The sequence below is a fragment of the Vibrio metoecus genome (assembly GCF_009665255.1).
GTDB classification, from domain to species: domain Bacteria; phylum Pseudomonadota; class Gammaproteobacteria; order Enterobacterales; family Vibrionaceae; genus Vibrio; species Vibrio metoecus_B.
On the sequence record NZ_CP035686.1, the window covers coordinates 1,724,156 to 1,741,701 of the forward strand.

At 46.3% G+C, this 17,546-nt stretch carries 19 protein-coding genes and 1 other RNA gene; 6 read left to right on the forward strand and 14 right to left on the reverse strand.

Features of this window, described 5'->3' with window-relative positions; all coding sequences use genetic code 11:
- Positions 1–40: 40 nt before the first annotated feature.
- Positions 41–349, forward strand: a complete 309-nt coding sequence (locus EPB59_RS07780; protein WP_000548580.1) for a helix-turn-helix domain-containing protein — start codon at positions 41–43, stop codon at positions 347–349.
- A 3-nt stretch (positions 350–352) separates the two neighbouring features.
- On the opposite strand, the gene EPB59_RS07785 is transcribed toward EPB59_RS07780, so the two are convergent.
- From EPB59_RS07785 to EPB59_RS07810, 6 genes are all read right to left on the reverse strand, one after another.
- Positions 353–1,450: a TniB family NTP-binding protein gene (locus tag EPB59_RS07785; RefSeq protein ID WP_000177823.1), complete on the reverse strand. Its 1,098-nt coding sequence runs from the start codon at positions 1,448–1,450 to the stop codon at positions 353–355.
- Positions 1,416–3,281, reverse strand: coding sequence for a Mu transposase C-terminal domain-containing protein (locus EPB59_RS07790; RefSeq protein ID WP_154172163.1), 1,866 nt, complete (start codon positions 3,279–3,281; stop codon positions 1,416–1,418). Before EPB59_RS07790 ends, EPB59_RS07785 begins: the two co-directional genes overlap by 35 nt.
- A 2-nt stretch (positions 3,282–3,283) precedes the next feature.
- On the reverse strand, positions 3,284–3,907 hold the full coding sequence (locus EPB59_RS07795; protein WP_000460250.1) for a TnsA endonuclease N-terminal domain-containing protein: 624 nt from the start codon (positions 3,905–3,907) through the stop codon (positions 3,284–3,286).
- Between the two features lie 120 nt (positions 3,908–4,027).
- Positions 4,028–4,124, reverse strand: an RNA gene (gene ffs / locus EPB59_RS07800) — signal recognition particle sRNA small type.
- Between the two features lie 130 nt (positions 4,125–4,254).
- A complete protein-coding gene (locus EPB59_RS07805; protein ID WP_154172165.1) occupies positions 4,255–6,273 on the reverse strand; it encodes a GGDEF domain-containing protein in 2,019 nt (672 codons plus the stop codon).
- A 184-nt stretch (positions 6,274–6,457) separates the two neighbouring features.
- Positions 6,458–7,204: a hypothetical protein gene (locus EPB59_RS07810; protein ID WP_154172167.1), complete on the reverse strand. Its 747-nt coding sequence runs from the start codon at positions 7,202–7,204 to the stop codon at positions 6,458–6,460.
- 50 nt (positions 7,205–7,254) lie between these two features.
- Here EPB59_RS07810 and EPB59_RS07815 point away from each other — a divergent pair, with 50 nt between their 5' ends.
- Positions 7,255–7,557, forward strand: coding sequence for a DNA base-flipping protein (locus EPB59_RS07815; RefSeq protein ID WP_055064455.1), 303 nt, complete (start codon positions 7,255–7,257; stop codon positions 7,555–7,557).
- Positions 7,558–7,596: 39 nt separating this feature from the next.
- Here the strand turns inward: EPB59_RS07815 and EPB59_RS07820 are convergent, their stop codons facing one another.
- Positions 7,597–8,031, reverse strand: coding sequence for a YbaY family lipoprotein (locus EPB59_RS07820; RefSeq protein ID WP_055050500.1), 435 nt, complete (start codon positions 8,029–8,031; stop codon positions 7,597–7,599).
- A gap of 150 nt (positions 8,032–8,181) precedes the next feature.
- On the opposite strand from EPB59_RS07820, the gene tesB reads away from it, so the two are divergent.
- The gene (gene tesB / locus EPB59_RS07825) at positions 8,182–9,042 is read left to right on the forward strand and encodes an acyl-CoA thioesterase II (protein WP_055027237.1); all 861 of its coding nucleotides are present in this window, start codon (positions 8,182–8,184) and stop codon (positions 9,040–9,042) included.
- A gap of 10 nt (positions 9,043–9,052) precedes the next feature.
- Here tesB and EPB59_RS07830 read toward each other — a convergent pair whose 3' ends face one another.
- Positions 9,053–9,508 carry an Lrp/AsnC family transcriptional regulator gene (locus EPB59_RS07830; protein ID WP_170938086.1) on the reverse strand — a complete coding sequence of 152 codons (456 nt, stop codon included), beginning with the start codon at positions 9,506–9,508 and terminating at the stop codon, positions 9,053–9,055.
- 124 nt (positions 9,509–9,632) lie between these two features.
- Here EPB59_RS07830 and EPB59_RS07835 point away from each other — a divergent pair, with 124 nt between their 5' ends.
- A complete protein-coding gene (locus EPB59_RS07835) occupies positions 9,633–10,700 on the forward strand; it encodes a PLP-dependent cysteine synthase family protein (protein WP_061052339.1) in 1,068 nt (355 codons plus the stop codon).
- An 85-nt stretch (positions 10,701–10,785) separates the two neighbouring features.
- On the opposite strand, the gene sohB is transcribed toward EPB59_RS07835, so the two are convergent.
- Complete coding sequence (gene sohB / locus EPB59_RS07840; RefSeq protein WP_154172169.1) at positions 10,786–11,847, reverse strand: protease SohB; 1,062 nt, start codon at positions 11,845–11,847, stop codon at positions 10,786–10,788.
- A gap of 158 nt (positions 11,848–12,005) precedes the next feature.
- Between sohB and EPB59_RS07845 the strand changes: the two genes are divergently transcribed.
- Positions 12,006–12,749, forward strand: a complete 744-nt coding sequence (locus EPB59_RS07845) for a YciK family oxidoreductase (protein ID WP_055050498.1) — start codon at positions 12,006–12,008, stop codon at positions 12,747–12,749.
- A gap of 90 nt (positions 12,750–12,839) precedes the next feature.
- Here EPB59_RS07845 and EPB59_RS07850 read toward each other — a convergent pair whose 3' ends face one another.
- Positions 12,840–13,277: a YcgN family cysteine cluster protein gene (locus tag EPB59_RS07850; protein ID WP_001880862.1), complete on the reverse strand. Its 438-nt coding sequence runs from the start codon at positions 13,275–13,277 to the stop codon at positions 12,840–12,842.
- A gap of 140 nt (positions 13,278–13,417) precedes the next feature.
- On the opposite strand from EPB59_RS07850, the gene EPB59_RS07855 reads away from it, so the two are divergent.
- A complete protein-coding gene (locus tag EPB59_RS07855) occupies positions 13,418–13,666 on the forward strand; it encodes a YkgJ family cysteine cluster protein (RefSeq protein WP_055043851.1) in 249 nt (82 codons plus the stop codon).
- A 92-nt stretch (positions 13,667–13,758) separates the two neighbouring features.
- Here EPB59_RS07855 and recR read toward each other — a convergent pair whose 3' ends face one another.
- From recR to apt, 4 genes are all read right to left on the reverse strand, one after another.
- Positions 13,759–14,361: a recombination mediator RecR gene (recR, locus tag EPB59_RS07860; protein ID WP_001260576.1), complete on the reverse strand. Its 603-nt coding sequence runs from the start codon at positions 14,359–14,361 to the stop codon at positions 13,759–13,761.
- Between the two features lie 15 nt (positions 14,362–14,376).
- Positions 14,377–14,706, reverse strand: coding sequence for a YbaB/EbfC family nucleoid-associated protein (locus tag EPB59_RS07865; RefSeq protein ID WP_000467103.1), 330 nt, complete (start codon positions 14,704–14,706; stop codon positions 14,377–14,379).
- 70 nt (positions 14,707–14,776) lie between these two features.
- Entirely contained in the window at positions 14,777–16,870 is a 2,094-nt protein-coding gene (gene dnaX / locus EPB59_RS07870) for a DNA polymerase III subunit gamma/tau (RefSeq protein WP_154172171.1), read from the reverse strand.
- A gap of 18 nt (positions 16,871–16,888) precedes the next feature.
- Positions 16,889–17,434 carry an adenine phosphoribosyltransferase gene (gene apt / locus EPB59_RS07875; RefSeq protein WP_055027241.1) on the reverse strand — a complete coding sequence of 182 codons (546 nt, stop codon included), beginning with the start codon at positions 17,432–17,434 and terminating at the stop codon, positions 16,889–16,891.
- Between the last annotated feature and the right edge of the window lie 112 nt (positions 17,435–17,546).

The following is a 17,546-nucleotide window of genomic DNA, read 5'->3' on the forward strand; positions in this document are numbered from 1 at the left end:
GACAATCTAAGTTATCGAAAGGTTGAAAAGAAATGTGTAAGTGCATAAAGACAACCCAATCCCAACGAGGCTTAAAGAAGCCCGCAAAAAAGCTGGCATTACCCAGAAAGATCTGGGTATCAGAATTGGTATGGAACCTAGCTCGGCGAGTGGGCGGATGAACCACTATGAGAAAGGGAGACATGTACCCGATCTTGGCACGCTCGAACGAATGGCTGAAGAGTTAAACGTACCACTAAACTACTTTTTCTGTAGAAACGAGTTAAGTGCTGAACTGGCTTGCGTGATTGACAAAATGAGTGATGAAGAGAAAGCAGCGCTGTTGGACAGCCTAAGCCGTGACAAGTAGCCTCTAAGCTTTAAGCCCATTTTTGCTCAATAGCATGCTCAGCGGAATAGCATCCGTAAAACGAGGGGCTACTATTTTATCTTCAGTGGTGACTGCATTTAAGTGGTAAGCAGAACCAGAGTCAATTTGATGAAGACTAAGCTGCTTTAAAGGACGATCAAACGGGTTATCTAGGTAGGGGAACTTAAATGCAAAAGTGCGTGACAATATTGCTTTGTCTATCGTATCCGCATTGTCGTTGAAGCTAATAAGCAACGCGTCTTTCAAGAAGTGTTTTAACGCTCGACATTCTCCTCGGCACATTGCAAACAAAGGATATAGCAGTTCATTCTTTGTAAGTACTGGTGGCTCATCAAAGCCCATCCTTGAACTCAGACCCGCGACAAATCTGGCAAAATGTTTTTTTTGTTCTAAGTCAAACCCATAAGATGCCGTTCTACTCGAATGACTATTCGCTTTCAACAATTTGAAATAATCTATCTTTCTTCTCCAGCTTAGCCGCGAATTCCATTGTGGTTCTGTCGCTATCACATCAGCATAAGGCATACCCACAAGCACAAAAGAGACTCTTGCTTCTTCACTTATATATTTGAATGTGTTGGCAATAACTTGTCTCTGTTCTGCGGTTGAAAACTCAACAAGCTCTTGAATTTCATTAACAATAATCAGCTCAACAGATTTACGTTTAAGTTGCTTTACAACCGCTTCGCCAAGCGCAATTTCATTACGGCGCCGAATCCCTCGTCCTCCTGATTTACAATCTAAATCAACCAGAAATTGGGTCAGCGTATTCTGTTCATTGATACGACTTGGCACTCTAGTGCTTAATACTGGCTGCTTTCCCCAAGTTGAACCCGATTGAAAGCGTGACAAGTAGTTGTTGATCAAAGCTGTCTTTCCACTTCCAGCCTCACCAGTTAACAAGAAAGATTCTGGTTCACCACCTAAAGAGTGATTGAAACGAAGTTGATCGAAAATGGAGTAGATTTCAGTTATCGCGGGATACTCGATAAAGCAGGTTTCAAAGGACTTTAGCTGCTCAAGCTGCTTTGGTGTTAAATTCAAACTAATACCCTTCAATATCTTCAAAATCATCGTCATCTAAGTACTCTGAGGCATCGGAAACAACCTCAGATTTGAGCCTAACAGGAGTCACGTTGATTGAGCTTGGCCCCTCAGATCCAACATCATTAAACTTTGCTAGTTTCGACGTGTTACCTGTTTTAGGAAGGTTGGGCTTGCTACTTTTAACACGGCGGAATCTATCGGTTTCTTCCTGGATACGTTTTTTCATATATAGAAATGTATCCGCAAGAGCCTCATCATCAGCAAGATCCTTGGTGTTCAGTCTGCGTACTTTTTGTATGCGCTGGTGTTCAAAAAGTGAAAGGCCGTTTGTATATCCGCTGTTGTCTACCGCTGGAACTTTTATGTACTTCTTTTCTGATTCTAGATAAACATGGATGTAGCTGATATCGGAAGGATCTGTTTTGGTTTTAACAAAGAGCTTTTTGCCATCATTAGGTGTGCAATATTTCCGGTATTCAATAAGCTCGGCGGACTGATAGCGTAAGTTATGCAGCCTGATCCCTGCCACTCCAATCGTCCTGTGTCTAAGCAATCCTAACTCTACTCTGAGTTGCTCCTTCTCAGCACCATCATAGTAAGAAGGCGTCCATTTCGATTGGTGCCACTTGTGGTATGGAATCTCACGCTTTCTAGAATCTGGTGCCATGTGGTAATAGTCGACAATCCATTTATGGAGTAATTCAAGAAATACCGATACCCTGACCACCGCATCCTTCTTTGGATTGTAATCTTGTAGTTGAGTAGGATTGGTGAAGGTTTTTCCAGGCAGAGCGTTAACTAACCCTTTATTCATTTGATCGAACAACTTTTCGATCCCTGACTTTCGCCAAGGCTTCGCTGCTTGACTGTATTGAATGTCGGACACCAAAGGCCGTAACGAATCTTCCAAGCTTTGACTCCAAAACTCGGCACCGTTATCGACGACCAAGCAATCAATCTTACCGTGGCAAGGCCACTCATTCTCAATCGATGGATACTTTGCTTTAAGCCAGCTTTTATCCAAAAGTGAATTCAACAGAGCCTTTCTAACAGAGTCAAAGCTTGGCTCTCTAAAGTTGAGACTGCAACCAACAATGCACTTACTGAAACGGTCATAAAGCATCGTCAAATACGGGCGGCTCAAAGGAATATCTAGCTCATCATCAATCAAAATCACTGGAACTGGGGTGTGGTCTATTTCAACAAACTCCATAGGTTTAGTTGCAGCTACCTGCTGACCAACCGAGCGATACTCCCGATCTGCATATCGTTTACCAAATCTCGCAATCGCCACTTCATAAGGGGGTAACTCATTTATTCGATTGTAAAAAGAGCGTTCGGCAATTGGCTTGATTTTTCCTTCAACAATCCCTCGATTCATTTGAATCACTCGACTCTTATAATATCGGTATGCTTCTGCAACACTAAGTCGTTCACGTGTCAGGTATACGTTCTGAATTGCCTCGTCAATCAAGGATTGCGAATCCATTTCTTTCTGGCGATTACCCTTAAACGTATGCTTCGGAATAAGTGCCCATGGTTCTCTACCTGCTTCAGAGTAGGATTTTTTCCAAGTTGCTACAGTCCGCCAACTAGGGGGAGTCAGCTGTAATTCTGATTCAACGAGACTTAAGATGGGGTTCAAGTTTTTCTCTGTCCACCCACCTTTCAAGCGCTTCTCTACAAAGGTAATCACTTTTATGCGGCGAAGAACCTCTTCCTGAATTTTTGCTGGCAAACTATCTATGGTCGATGATATTTCAACGGGTTCTAGAATTAGCTCTTTTGGGAGCAATTGTGATTCTTCTTCTGACACTTCAAACTCATCAAAGAACCCAAATATATTATTAGAGTCAGGTGGCATAGTTAGCACCAAACGCAAGTTTCTAGACCAAAGCCAATCGTGTTGAGGTCTGTTTTAACGTGCCCCGAAGAAATCCAAGGTAGAGTAGAAATAAGTGTGTCTTGCTCTGATAGACCAAAATACAAAGACACCTCTTGCAACTTGACCATTTGCTTGCGTTGAATAAAAGCCAAAACTCGCTTTTGAAACTCGGTCACTGTGCGCAATCCAGAGTAGCGGTGTAACAACTTAAAGTTATCTAGCGTTGGTCCCATCCTAATTTGCTTCTCAGTAACGAGTACTAACCGTCTGTTGAACTCACTCAACGCTACTCTCTGTTTCTCTTCAAAGCGCTCCTTAAAATCAGGTTTAAGAATCTGGCTAGAGTGTTTGACCTCGAAGAATGTTGATTGCTCATTGTGACCTATTGCTAAAAAGTCAGGGGTATATCGACACTTACGGTTATTGAATAGATAGTGGAAACCAAAAGGTTGAGAGGTAAAACTTTTGATGTTTGGGTTGTATTCGAGGTGAAAACAGAAATCGAACTCCAGAATGGAGAGAGTGCGAACAACAGCATCATTCTTCAAGCTCATAAACTTACAGATGTTGTGTACGTGAGATGATTTCTTAGTTTGGTCAAACATAGCTAAGTCACTTTTGTTGTAAACCTACAACAAAACGTAGTCTATGCAGACTTATAGTGCAAATTTGCGAAATATTCTGCAATTTATGCGAACTTATTTTGCAAACATCAAGATGGGCGGAGGCCCCAGCCACATCCCGGCACACACATCATCCGCTGTGGCTGCTTCCTTCCGGATCTGACCAGGTTCACGAACTAGTGTTGCGGGAGGACCAGGGCCTCCATCGATTTGAGTTTGGATTGCTCCAAAGCGGGTGCGATTATTAAACATCGACATGGGCAATGCAAGCGATAATCCTCATTTAAACTTGCATCCCCGACTAATCGGCCATCATTTCACCATTTTGACTAAATGATGTGTAATCTTTTTACCTTGGGGTCTGATTGAAATGGTTGTTGTGCCGATTCGGCTTTCGCCCGATACATCTCAATATCGGCTTGATGCATCACATCGTTGAGAGATTGCGTTCGTTCACGGTTCTTGGCAACACCAATGGCAACAGAGACTTCAAAGCTGACGTCGCGCTCCGCATCAACAAACATAAAACGCTCACATTGGGCTTGAACATACTCAAGGCGTGCCGCTGAACATTCACCAATCAAGATAAATTCATCGCCACCAATACGATAACTGCGACCTCGCCAAACATTCTCAATCCGCTGTGACAGTTGTTTTAAGACCTTGTCTCCCACTTCATGTCCGTATTGATCATTGATCAATTTGAATTTATTGACGTCAAGATACACCAACGTCAATCGAGGCGATAAACCACGTTGATACCGATTATATAAGGCGCGTCGGTTGCGTAGCTTGGTTAAATTGTCAGTATGTGAAATACCATGCAGGTAAAAAGCCACCATGAATAAGGCTAATAATGCCAAGGCAAACAACCACTGAGTGCTACGTTGGTATTTTTTTTCAGCAAGCAACGTGGCACGCCAGTTCGGTTGATAATCGTAGGTATGGATAATTTGTTCGGTGTTAAGCATTTTGATCGCTCGCGAGAAAAGAGGGGCAAGCGTTGCACCTAATGGATTTTTAGAAAATCCAATCGCAATATCATACTGGTAGAATGCGCCAATCATGGTGTCTTCCACAATAGGCAGCATCTCTTTAGACTCACGAAGCAGCTGGTTAAAGTTCGCCCGATTGAGCACGATATAATCGACATCTTTGTTTAATAAAGCTTGTAACTTTTCTTGCTGATTGGAGTAAGTAAACAGCTTTTTGTTGGGCAACATCTGCTGAAGTAATTCTTCGAAGAAGTCGTCATTGATGACACCAATTCGTTCGGTAACAAGCTCAGAAACATTGCTATAAACATCATCTTTATAATGCTCTCGCTTGACTAAAATCGCCTCTGGATGATAGTAGCTCTCACTGAAATAGGTGAAATTTTTACGCTGTGGCGAAATGGTTACCGGAGCAAGAATATCGATTTTTTTCTCTTGTAAATCGGCAAACATGCTCTCCCATGTTTCTTGACCATGACTCACCAATTCACATTTGAGCAGCAACATGTCACAGGCCTGAAATACAACATCAGCACTGATCCCGCGTACAGAACCATCTGGCTGGTAAAGTGCATATTGAGGGTTGTTTTCCAGTTTAACGCGCAATACACGCTGCACGTTGAGCCCACTATCCACAACCGCTTGGCGTAGCGCCTGTTTGCGGATATCAAACTGGTATCGTTGTATCGATTCACGTAACAAACGTTGAACATAAGCAGAATGCGCGTATTGCTGAATGTCGTTCAATAGCTGCAGGTGTTTACCTTTGGGAGAAATGATCGATACCGGCTGAATCGGAACTTGATCATTCAGCAGCTGTGCATCCAACCCCTTGAGTAACATCGGTTTTAGTTGATTGATCGCATCCACGACCCCATCCACACGACGACTTTCTAACAGAGCGGCCGCTTCTTCATGGCCTTGGTATTCAATTTGCTGGATATAGGGATAGTGTTGACGAACTAAATCACCATAAATCGTTCCTTTCGGTATGCCGAGCATGCGAGTTTCGTTGAGGCGTAGCCCACCATAACTGTAGAGATAGGTGTACTCAATATTAGTGGGACTTGAAAAATCAAACCGTTGAGCACGCGGCTCCGTGTAGGTTACGTTGGCGGCAAAATCGGCCTGACCGGATTCTATTGCCATCAAGATATGGTTAAAACTGGGATAGTTGACGTACTCAATCTCAAGGTTGAAATGGTACGCGATCGAGTCAAACAATACTCGCGTCACCACATCATCTGCCTCTGTCGCAACAACATAAGATTGAGGCGCGGCCAAGCCGTTCGCTGAAATTACAAGCCATCCGAGGAGGAGCAAGACAAAGCGACAAAATACATTACACAGCATAGACGTTGAATATTAGATGTTATTTTTTGTCGCGCATTTTACCGTAAATACCCCTACCTCACTATCAACTTTAGGTAATAAATTTCATAAAACTGGTCAATTTGTTTTCAAAAAGTCATGCTCAAGAACGATGCAACCCCAACCAGCATAGGGCTCGCGACGACCCTCAATAAGGCAAATCAGGTCACTGTTCATGCGCTTCTTCGGTATTTTTTAGCACATAGTCCGTTGTCCATGCCGTGGCTAAAATGCAAATCCACACCACAAATACCGGATTAGGTACGTCAGTCTCTGGCGAGACAACCAAAGCAGCAAAACTAACGCAAGGCAGGCTCCAACCCAGCAACGTTCCCCAGTTCAGCTCAGCCGTGGTTTTGCGTACCAATGATTCGCACGACGCAATCACCCCTGTGATCAATAACGCTAATGCTGCCGCATAAAATTGCTCGGCCACCCAAAGCGGAATAACTAGAACTAACGCCCACCAGCTATGTGAGTGATTAGGCTTCCAACCCCGTGCTGCCCACCAAATTAGCATCACCATGACAATCTGTACCACCGTCACCATTGGTGAGCCTTCCAGTTTTCCAGCAGATTGCGTTACCATAATCCCCACTTGCAAAGTGAGCACGATCAAACCACTCACCAAGATGACTCCCCAATTACTACGTGCGGAAAATGCAACCATCAGTAGCGGGATCAGCACCCATTGCCCAATCGAAAGGGCGACAGGCTGCATCGGCAAGGTAAAACCAAAAATACCGATCGCAATCAGCATGGCAATGCTGGAAAATCCAGATTTGGGCAGTAACCAGAGCGCGGGGATCAAAAATGCGATGATCGGAATATCGCCTTCGCTTAGTCCTGCCACATGTGCAGCAGCAATAGCGAAGAGTGTTGCAGTCAAAAATTGTAAGGCAGACAGTATCATGCCAACTCCCTATACCTATCCTTGGTAAATTTGTTGCGGGCTTTTGTATTATGGACCAGTTTTTACAACAGATCTTTGTCGTGATTCACCAAATTCCTGTTGGTAAGGTATCCACCTATGGTGCGGTTGCCAAAATGGCCGGTTATCCGGGCTACGCTCGGCATGTTGGTAAGGCACTTGGCAATCTGCCAGATGGCAGCCAACTACCTTGGTATCGAGTCATCAACAGCCAAGGGAAGATTTCATTGCAGGGAAACGATTTTATTCGCCAGCAACAACGTTTGTTGGCAGAGGGTATTGAGGTGAGCGAGGCAGGGAAAATATCGCTACGAAAATACCAATGGCAGCCCTAAAGCTGCCATTGGTTGAATGCATTGGTTTTACAAATGCAGCTATTCGCTCTGTACGCCGACGAGCATCATCTGTACTTGTTTGGTGGCATCCGTATCGGTGATCACGCCGTAATGGGTATCGGTGATAAAGCGCAATTTACCATCCACCTCAATGCGAGCACTTACACTGTAGCTGTGGCTCGCTTTAATTTTGCTGCTGTCATACGCTAAGTTGAACTCTAGCGGTACTTGCATACCATTAGTGATAAAGTTCTGTTTTGCGATAACGGTTGCAGGCGCATCCGCTAACGAGACATCTTGTAGATAAACCGTCACTACCGCATTATCAGGCAGAGCAATACGTTCGCGGTACGCAACGCTCCCAGTAATAGATTGAATTTTATCTTGTTCTTTAGGGGCAGATTCATTCATTTGGCAACCTACGAGTAAAGAACCAAACAGAACAGAGAGAACAACAAGTAGAACCTTTTTCATAGGGCCTCATTACCTAATGGAAATAGCAAATTAAGAAACACGTGGATTATATGCTGCACGGATATCTGTGTCATTGGACAGCGTGATTATTGACAAATATCTGACTAACATCACAAAATTATCAAAACACTGAAAAAGGATCCTAGGTACATGAGTAAACCGTTAGACGAACTATTAAGTCTGCTGCAATTGGAGAAACTGGAAGAGGGACTTTATCGGGGTGCCAGCGAAAATTTGGGTCTTCCTCAAGTGTATGGTGGGCAGGTGATCGGTCAAGCACTGTCTGCGGCACGTTACACGGTAGAATCTGACCGCACCGTTCACTCTTTCCACAGCTATTTTCTCTATCCTGGCGATCCAGAAAAGCCGATCATTTACGATGTGGAAAACTTGCGTGATGGTAGAAGTTTCAGCACTCGCCGCGTTAAAGCGATTCAAAATGGTCGCCCTATTTTCTATTTAACCGCCTCTTATCATGGTGATGCACCCGGTTTTGAACACCAGAAAACTATGCCTGAGGTACCAGGGCCTGAAAATTTTGCTTCGGAATCCGAATTGGCGGCACAAATTGCCCATTTCCTACCAGAAAAATTGCAGAAAGCGTTCTGTGGTGAAAAGCCAATTGAGATGCGTCCAGTCACAGTCATCAATCCATTGAAACCACAAAAAGCAGAGCCGAAACAGTATTTGTGGATCCGCGCCAATGGCAACATGCCGGAAGATCAGCTCATCCATCAATACCTGCTCGCTTATGCTTCTGACTGGGGATTTTTGGTCACCGCCTTACATCCCCATGGTGTTTCTTTGATGACCCCGAAATTCCAAGTGGCCACTATTGATCACTCCATCTGGTTCCACCGCCCATTTAAGATGGATGACTGGTTGCTGTATGCCATCGAAAGCCCAACAGCGAGCAATACACGCGGTTTAGTACGTGGCGAGATTTATGACCGCCAAGGCAACCTTGTAGCCACGGCGGTGCAAGAAGGCGTGATGCGTTTTCTTGACTAAATAATAGCGCTCACAGAGGCAATTGAGTGGTGTATTTCAGTGACTCCATCGCAAAGGTGGAGGTCACTTTGTTCAGACCCTCAATGCTGTTAACCAATTTTTTGTAAAACTGATCAAAACACTGCATGTCTTTCACCTGCACTTTCATCATGTAGTCGTACTCACCAGCCATTCGATAAAACTCCATCACTTCAGGAAACTCTTCCACGGCAGTCACAAAGCGGCAATACCATTCATGGGAGTGGTTATTGGTGGTCACCATCACAAACGCCGTGAAAGAAAGTTCGAGGGCTTGAGCATCCAGCAGTGCTACCCGCTCGCGAATCACTCCACCCTCTTCCATTTTTTTCAAGCGCTTCCAGCAAGGTGTAGTGGTTAAGTTCACCGCTTCGGCTAATTCATTGAGTGACACGGTGCAGTCTTGTTGCAAAATTGCCAAGATTTGCCGATCAATTTTGTCGAGCAACATACAAACCACCTTATTAGGGGAAAATTTTTCTCCCAAACTACAAAAGCATAGGCAAAATAGCAAAGTTTTTCTCTCCTAACCTAGCTAAACTTATTTCATAACCTAAGGGAGAAACTGGATTATGTGTACTGACCATCAGTGGATTAACAGCGCAATTCGTAAAATTGAAGCAGACTATCAACGCTCTGCCGATACACACCTGATTAAACTCGATTTACCTTGCGTCTCTGGCGTCGATATCTATCTGAAAGATGAAAGTACCCACCCAACCGGTTCTCTCAAACACCGTTTAGCCCGTTCACTGTTTTTGTATGGCCTATGTAATGGCTGGATTGGGCCAGAAACCACGATTATTGAATCTTCTTCTGGCAGCACCGCGGTTTCTGAGGCTTACTTTGCCCGCTTGCTTGGCCTACCCTTTATTGCGGTGATGCCCAAATGCACGGCGCGTAAAAAAATCGAGCAGATTCAGTTCTATGGTGGCAAAGCACACCTTGTAGACCGCTCAGATCAGATTTACGCGGAATCTCACCGCCTAGCCAAAGAGCTGAAAGGCCATTATATGGATCAGTTCACTTACGCCGAACGAGCTACCGACTGGCGCGGCAACAGCAACATCGCTGATAGTATTTTCAGCCAAATGCAGATGGAAGAACACCCAGTTCCAAGTTGGATCGTCATGAGCCCAGGAACAGGCGGTACTTCTGCCACTATCGGCCGCTTCATTCGCTATCAGCAGCACAACACCAAACTGTGTGTGGTCGACCCTGAAAACTCGGTTTTCTATGACTACTACCGTACTCGTGATGCGGCATTAACCCGCAATTGTGGGAGCAAAATTGAAGGTATTGGCCGCCCAAGAGTCGAGCCAAGTTTTATTCCTGACGTAGTGGATGAAATGCGCGCCATTCCCGATGCCGCCAGTGTGGCCACCATTTACTGGTTGGAGAAAATTCTTGGCCGTAAAGCAGGTGCTTCTACAGGCACTAACCTGTATGGCGCACTGCAACTGGCGTGTGAAATGAAGCGTCGCGGCGAGCAAGGTTCGATCGTCACTCTACTGTGCGACAGCGGTGAACGTTACCTTGACACCTATTACAACCCTGAATGGGTGAAAAATAACATTGGTGACTTGAGCGAATACCTGCACAAATTGGAGACGTTTTCCGCTACAGGCTGTTTGGATTAAACTTTCTCACTCCTTCCAATAAAAAACGCGCTTAGGGTCACTAAGCGCGTTTTTATTCATTAGAAATCCGTAGTGGAAACCAACATTACACTAATGGACGTTGGCCTCGGCTGATCAGTTTCATCAACACATTGTCGGCGGCATCTCCCGCCACCCCAGCCAATTTATCGGCCAGCTTTTTCTTTTGCGTATAACGCAGCAGAAGTACGGTTTTGCTCTTGCACGCGGCAACAATCAAATCATCGGAAGTCTGAATCTCATCCACCAAACCCAGCATTTTAGCCTGTGTACCAAACCAGTGTTCGCCCGTAGCGACTTTATCCAGATCCAACGCAGGACGATGCTCACGAATAAAGTCTTTAAACAGTTGATGCGTTTCTTCGAGCTCTAATTTGAACTTGTCACGCGCTTTATCGGTGTTTTCACCAAACATAGTTAGCGTACGTTTGTATTCACCCGCAGTAAGTTGTTCAAACTCGATATCGTTCTTTTTCAGTAGTTTATGGAAGTTCGGTAACTGAGCCACTACACCAATTGAGCCGACAATCGCAAATGGCGCACTGACGATTTTATCGGCGATACAAGCCATCATATAACCGCCGCTAGCCGCGACTTTATCGACTGAGATGGTCAGCGGTAAGCCAGCCGCTTTGATACGATCAAGCTGTGAGGAAGCCAAGCCGTAACCATGCACCATGCCACCACCGGTTTCCAAGCGCAGTAATACTTCATCACCGGCTTGTGCCACCGCCAAAATCGCGCTCACTTCTTCACGCAGTGAAGCGACTTCTTTGGCATCAATGCTGCCATGAAAATCGAGCACAAACAGATGCGGTTCGCGTTTGCTTTCCAATTCGCCTTCTTTTGCCGCTTGTTTGAGTGATTTCTCACGACTTTTCTGCTCAGCTTTTTCTTTCTTCTTATCCGCTTTATCGCGCGCTTTTAAAAACGCGTCGTCATGCAAATAAGATTCTAAACGTTCAACAGTCTCTTTGTGCTGCTCAGTCAGATCGGTGATTTCCAGCTCACCTTTGGCTGTTCCACTGCGTCCACCCAGTGATTTAACAACGACCAGCACCGCCACTAACGCGACTACCACAGTCACAATCTTGGCCAAAAACAGGCCGTAATCTAACAAAAACTCCAAGTGACTCATCCTTCTTCAATGCGAATTGGTGTATTGTAACCACCTTGTCACGAAGACTTAAAGCAAATCCTCTTCCCTGTTACATTCTTCGCGAGGTTAACAAGAAAAAACCGCGGTGTATCAATAGGAAGAACCAAGAATAATAAGGAATGTAAGACGTGAATTATTCAGTCTCAGCAGATGCCCTGAAAGAGAAAGTGATTTTAGTAACAGGTGCCGGCGACGGCATCGGTAAACAAGCGGCGATCAGCTTCGCGGCACATGGCGCTACCGTGATCCTCCTCGGTCGCACCGTGAAAAAGCTCGAACAAACTTATGATGCGATTGAAGCTGCAGGTTACCCTACACCCGCCATCGTTCCCCTAGATATGAAAGGCGCGAGCAAACAAAACTATCTGGATATGGTCGATACCATTGAAGAGCAGTTTGGCCGCTTGGATGGCGTTCTACACAACGCAAGCTTGCTTGGTGTGCTTAGCCCTTTTGATCAAATTGGCGAAGACAGCTTCGATGAAGTGATGCAAGTGAACGTGAAAGCACAGTTTCTAATGACTCAAGCACTGCTGCCTTTGCTGCATAAATCGGCCGATGCTCGAATTGTGTTTACCAGCTCAACCGTAGGCCACATTGGCCGCGCTTTCTGGGCGACTTACGCGATTTCTAAATTCGCCACCGAAGGCATGATGCAAATTCTGGCCGATGAGCTGAGCGACAGCACCATTCGTGTAAATGCAATTAACCCGGGTGGTACTCGTACCGGAATGCGCGCGAAAGCTTACCCAGCGGAAGATGCAGACAAATTAAAAACGCCACTCGACATCATGCCTCTCTATTTGTACCTAATGGCACCAGAAGGCCGTGAAGTTCATGGGCAATGTATCGACGCCCAACCGAAGAAATAACGCGGCTTAAGTTTAGCTTTCGCTCAAAGACAAACGCCTTGCGAGAAGCAAGGCGTTTTTGTTGTCTAACATCATCGATGAGTAAAGCGCTTAATCTCGGCTCATCAGCACAATGTGATCTTCCCAATCGATCACATCCACTTCATAGACGATTTTACCGCGCACACTTTCATCGGCAGCATGCATGGCGTCTTTCGAACCGGTCAGCAAAGGATGCCATTCTGGAAGTGTTTGACCATTACCAAGTAAACGGTAAGCGCAAGTATCCGGCAGCCAGTTAAACTCTTCAATCTTGTCGCGAGTGAGCTTTAAACACTCTTCACCTGAGCTAAAACGATTGGGATAATCTTTACAAGAGCAGGTGTCACTATTGAGCCAGCTACACGCCACATTGGTGTAGTAGATTTCATCCGTATCTTCATCCATGAGTTTGTGCAGGCAACATTTACCACAGCCATCGCACAGCGATTCCCATTCGGCTTCGGTCATTTGGTCTAAAGTTTTGCTTTGCCAGAAGGGTGTACTCATTGCATTGTCTTACGGTTAATCAATCGGGGGTCGATTTATACTCTTTGCACTGCCAAAGTGCAAGAAAAGCGCAAGTCAGTGCATCCTATTTGGCTTTCTGTTAGGATGGCCGCCCATTTTTCCAGCGCAAAGAGTTCATAATGGATTGTCGATTAGGCTGCGGTGCTTGTTGTATCGCACCAAGTATTTCTTCACCCATTCCCGGTATGCCAAATGGCAAACCTGCTGGAGTGCGCTGTGTTCAGCTCAATGACGATAATCTGTGCCAGCTATTTGGTCGCCCCGAGCGCCCCAAAGTGTGTCACGATTTTAAAGCTTGCCCTGTCGTTTGTGGAAAAACCAACCAACAAGCATTCGATAACTTGACTGAACTTGAACGGCTAACTTGAGCATGATGCTGATTGAGCCATGCTCATAAGCATCCTAAACCAAGATAAAATAATGCCGCTCGATGAGCGGCATTGTGAATGTAGAGGCTGAGTTAAAACAGCTTATGACGACCTAACAGCGAATGCGATAAGGTCGTGCCATCCACCAACTCTAGCTCGCCCCCCACGGGGACACCGTGGGCAATTCGGCTCGCTGTCACTTGATGTTCACGACACAACTCCGCAATGTATTGCGCAGTGGCTTCACCTTCCACAGTTGGGTTAGTGGCAAGGATCACCTCACTGATGTCTTTGCGCTGTAGGCGATAATCCAGAGTATCCAAGCCAATATCGCTCGGACCAATACCATCCAGTGGTGACAGGTGACCCATCAGCACAAAATAGCGACCAGAAAACTGACCGGTTGCTTCCAACGCAGCAATATCTGCCGGACTTTCGACTACACACAACTGACCATTTTCTTTACGTTTCGGGTTGCTACAGATGTGGCAAACATCCTGCTCGGTAAAGGTTCGACACTCCTGACAATGACCGATTTCGACCATCGCTTGACTCAGTGCCTCAGCCAGTTGTATACCGCCTTTACGATCGCGCTGTAACAGATGGAATGCCATACGCTGCGCTGATTTTGGGCCAACGCCCGGCAGGCAGCGTAACGCTTCCATCAAATGTTCCAGCATGTGACTGGTACGCATAAATTCAGGCTCAGATTAGAATGGCATCTTCATGCCCGGAGGCAGTTGCATTCCACCGGTGACTGAAGCCATTTTCTCTTTTTGCGTCTCTTCGATACGACGAGCGGCATCATTGAATGCGGCTGCAATCAAATCTTCCAACATCTCTTTGTCGTCTTCCATCAGACTTTCATCGATGTTGACACGGCGTACGCTGTGGCTACCAGTCACTGTCACTTTCACAAGGCCAGCACCGGATTCACCAGTCACTTCCATGTTTGCGATCTCTTCTTGCAGCTTTTGCATACGCTCTTGCATTTGTTGGGCTTGCTTCATCAGGTTGCCCATTCCGCCTTTACCAAACATCTTTATCTCTCTGGTTATCGTTGAATGTTTCACATAGTGTGGGGGTGAGACACTTCGGTTTCAACCCCAGTTAAATGGGTCGTACGCTGTCGCTATCCAACTGCGCATTAAACCGACGCTCAATAAATTGTACATGCGGATCGGTTTGTAAACTGTGGAGTGCCGAAGTGAGCTTCTGCTGATAGAGCCGCTCACGCAGCTCAAGCGGTGTTTCGCCCTCTTGCCCCACGGTAATACTCAAAGTACAAGATTCGCCAAGCACTTGATTCAATGCCTGTTCTAACTCTTGCTGCGCTTTTTCGTTGTGCAGATGGGCATGACTTGGACGCAGCGTTAGAGAAATCTGGTCGCCTTGACGAACAAAAGCGGAATTCAGCGCCAATTGCTCGACCATTTTTGCCGTCTGCAAGCGTTGAATCAGAGCTGACCATGCATCTTGCGCGACCGCTTCTTCGATCAACTTCGCCACCATTTCTGGCGTTTTTTCATGCTCTAACGCTTTTTTCAGCTGAGTCGGTGTGACTTCACTTTTCACCGCGACTTCGATGGGTTGCATTGGACGCCATTGATAAATTTCCTCTTCTGGCTCCAGCTCATCTTCATCACTCAGATCTGGCGACACCTGCACTTGCTGTGCTCGCTGCGCAATACGCTCTAGCGCGGATGCAGGAGTAGCAGATGTCGCGTCAGGCTTTTTTCCGTCCGCACCTTTGTTTTGTACTTCTTGACGCTTAGAGCGCAGCTGATGACGCAGCCCTGCTAAGGCAGGCATAGTGGTTTGGTTTTGAGCATCCGTATTGGGCACAGCGGTACCCATTGGTGAGTTCATCGAGTTTGCTTCTTCTCGCTGAACGGCCGGAGCAGCCCTTTCCATCTCAGGCTCCGCAGCCATCATAGGCTGTGCCATAGCATTCGGCATAGCTTGTGCGGGTTGCGACACTGGAGGCTGAACTACAGGTTGTGACTGTGGTGTTTGAACTGCTGCTTGAGGTGCAGGGCGAACCATTGGTGCTGGTGAGGCAACTGATGATACTTCCGATTGTGCATTGACCGGCGTGATCACACTGGCTAGAGATACACTCGACGGACGAAACGCCATCATGCGCAGCATCAGCATTTCAATGCCAATTCGCGCCGTGGGTGACAACGGCAAATCTTGTCGCCCTTTCAAAGCAATTTGGTAGTAAAGCTGTACATCTTGCGGCGTTAACACTTTAGCAAGCGACTCGATTCTTGATGCTTCAGGCACCGATTTATCCAAAGTCGCTGGCAACGCTTGATACATGGCAATGCGATGCAACTGGGTAGAAAGCTGTTGCAATAGGCCATCCCACTCCACGCCATTTTGCGCCAGTGTATCGATGCACTCCATCACCGCTTGCGGTGTTTGTTGGCTGATGGCTTGCAATAGATGCAGTGCATGATCCGTGTCTAACGTGCCCAGCATGTGTGCGACGATGTCACTTTTCACTACACCGTTACCCAACGCAATCGCTTGGTCAGTCAGGCTCAGTGCATCACGCATACTACCGTCAGCGGCGTGCGCTAACAGATTCAGCGCTTTGCTGTCGCTGGCGATCTGTTCGGCTTGCAGCACTTTATCAAGCTGCTGCTGAATATTTTCAACACTGATCGGTTTGAGATGGAACTGCAAACAGCGCGACAAGATGGTCACTGGCAGTTTTTGTGGATCTGTAGTTGCCAGCAAAAACTTCACATACTCGGGCGGCTCTTCAAGCGTTTTGAGCAGCGCATTAAAGCTGTGACGCGAGAGCATGTGTACTTCGTCGATCAGGTAAACCTTGAAGCGTCCACGCGCTGGCTTGTACTGCACGTTATCGAGCAGCTCGCGCGTGTCTTCCACTTTGGTGCGTGATGCCGCATCAATTTCTAGCAGATCAACAAAGCGTCCTTGGTCGATTTCTTTACAGGTTGCGCACTCACCACAAGGTGTGGCCGTAATTCCGGTTTCGCAGTTGAGCCCTTTCGCAAACAGACGACCTATAGTGGTCTTACCCACACCTCGGGTTCCACTAAACAGATACGCATGGTGCAAACGATTTTGCGCCAATGCGTTCTCTAAGGCCGTTAAAACATGGGTTTGTCCGACTACTTCGCTAAATCGTGTCGGACGCCATTTGCGTGCTAAAGCAAGATAACTCATTCCAATATCCGTTGTCGGTTAGTGACCTTCAAATTCACAGATGCTGTAAACCTGCAAGCCTAACCCTTGAAGGCGCTTATCTCCACCAATTTCTGGCAGATTGATCACGAAGGCTGCGTGCTCAACTTCACCACCCAATTGGCGAATCAGCTTAGTGGTCGCTTCAATCGTACCGCCAGTTGCCAGTAAGTCGTCAACGACCAACACTTTGTCACCGGTTTTGATCGCATCTACATGAATTTCCAGTGTATCTGTGCCGTATTCCAGTTCATAAGATTGTGCAACGGTTTGGCGAGGCAGCTTGCCTGGTTTACGCACAGGAACAAAACCCACGCCCAGTTCTAATGCCAAAGGCGCACCAAACAGGAAGCCACGCGCTTCTGTACCAACGACCTTGGTAAAACCCATGTCTTTGTACTTATCCACCAGAAGTTGAATCGTCGCTTGATACGCTTTGGCATCTTCTAGCAAGCTGGTGACATCACGAAACAGAATGCCTTTTTTTGGATAGTCTGGGATGCTTTTGATGCTGGATTTGATCAGAGAAAGAGTTTCAGTTGTCATAGTTACGTTAGCTTCATTTGCTTAATCACCTAAGGTGATTACAGAACAATTCCGGTGCAGGCGATAGCGCGGTATAACCTACACTGAAAAAACAAAGCCCACTCGAAGAGTG

Bases quoted from the DNA above. Each gene is read 5' to 3' on its own strand.
- EPB59_RS07785 (WP_000177823.1), bottom strand. From the start codon at position 1,450: ATGACGATGATTTTGAAGATATTGAAGGGTATTAGTTTGAATTTAACA.
- EPB59_RS07790 (WP_154172163.1), bottom strand. From the start codon at position 3,281: ATGCCACCTGACTCTAATAATATATTTGGGTTCTTTGATGAGTTTGAA.
- EPB59_RS07795 (WP_000460250.1), bottom strand. From the start codon at position 3,907: ATGTTTGACCAAACTAAGAAATCATCTCACGTACACAACATCTGTAAG.
- EPB59_RS07805 (WP_154172165.1), bottom strand. From the start codon at position 6,273: ATGCTGTGTAATGTATTTTGTCGCTTTGTCTTGCTCCTCCTCGGATGG.
- EPB59_RS07810 (WP_154172167.1), bottom strand. From the start codon at position 7,204: ATGATACTGTCTGCCTTACAATTTTTGACTGCAACACTCTTCGCTATT.
- EPB59_RS07815 (WP_055064455.1), top strand. From the start codon at position 7,255: ATGGACCAGTTTTTACAACAGATCTTTGTCGTGATTCACCAAATTCCT.
- EPB59_RS07820 (WP_055050500.1), bottom strand. From the start codon at position 8,031: ATGAAAAAGGTTCTACTTGTTGTTCTCTCTGTTCTGTTTGGTTCTTTA.
- tesB (WP_055027237.1), top strand. From the start codon at position 8,182: ATGAGTAAACCGTTAGACGAACTATTAAGTCTGCTGCAATTGGAGAAA.
- EPB59_RS07835 (WP_061052339.1), top strand. From the start codon at position 9,633: ATGTGTACTGACCATCAGTGGATTAACAGCGCAATTCGTAAAATTGAA.
- EPB59_RS07850 (WP_001880862.1), bottom strand. From the start codon at position 13,277: ATGAGTACACCCTTCTGGCAAAGCAAAACTTTAGACCAAATGACCGAA.
- EPB59_RS07855 (WP_055043851.1), top strand. From the start codon at position 13,418: ATGGATTGTCGATTAGGCTGCGGTGCTTGTTGTATCGCACCAAGTATT.
- recR (WP_001260576.1), bottom strand. From the start codon at position 14,361: ATGCGTACCAGTCACATGCTGGAACATTTGATGGAAGCGTTACGCTGC.
- EPB59_RS07865 (WP_000467103.1), bottom strand. From the start codon at position 14,706: ATGTTTGGTAAAGGCGGAATGGGCAACCTGATGAAGCAAGCCCAACAA.
- dnaX (WP_154172171.1), bottom strand. From the start codon at position 16,870: ATGAGTTATCTTGCTTTAGCACGCAAATGGCGTCCGACACGATTTAGC.
- apt (WP_055027241.1), bottom strand. From the start codon at position 17,434: ATGACAACTGAAACTCTTTCTCTGATCAAATCCAGCATCAAAAGCATC.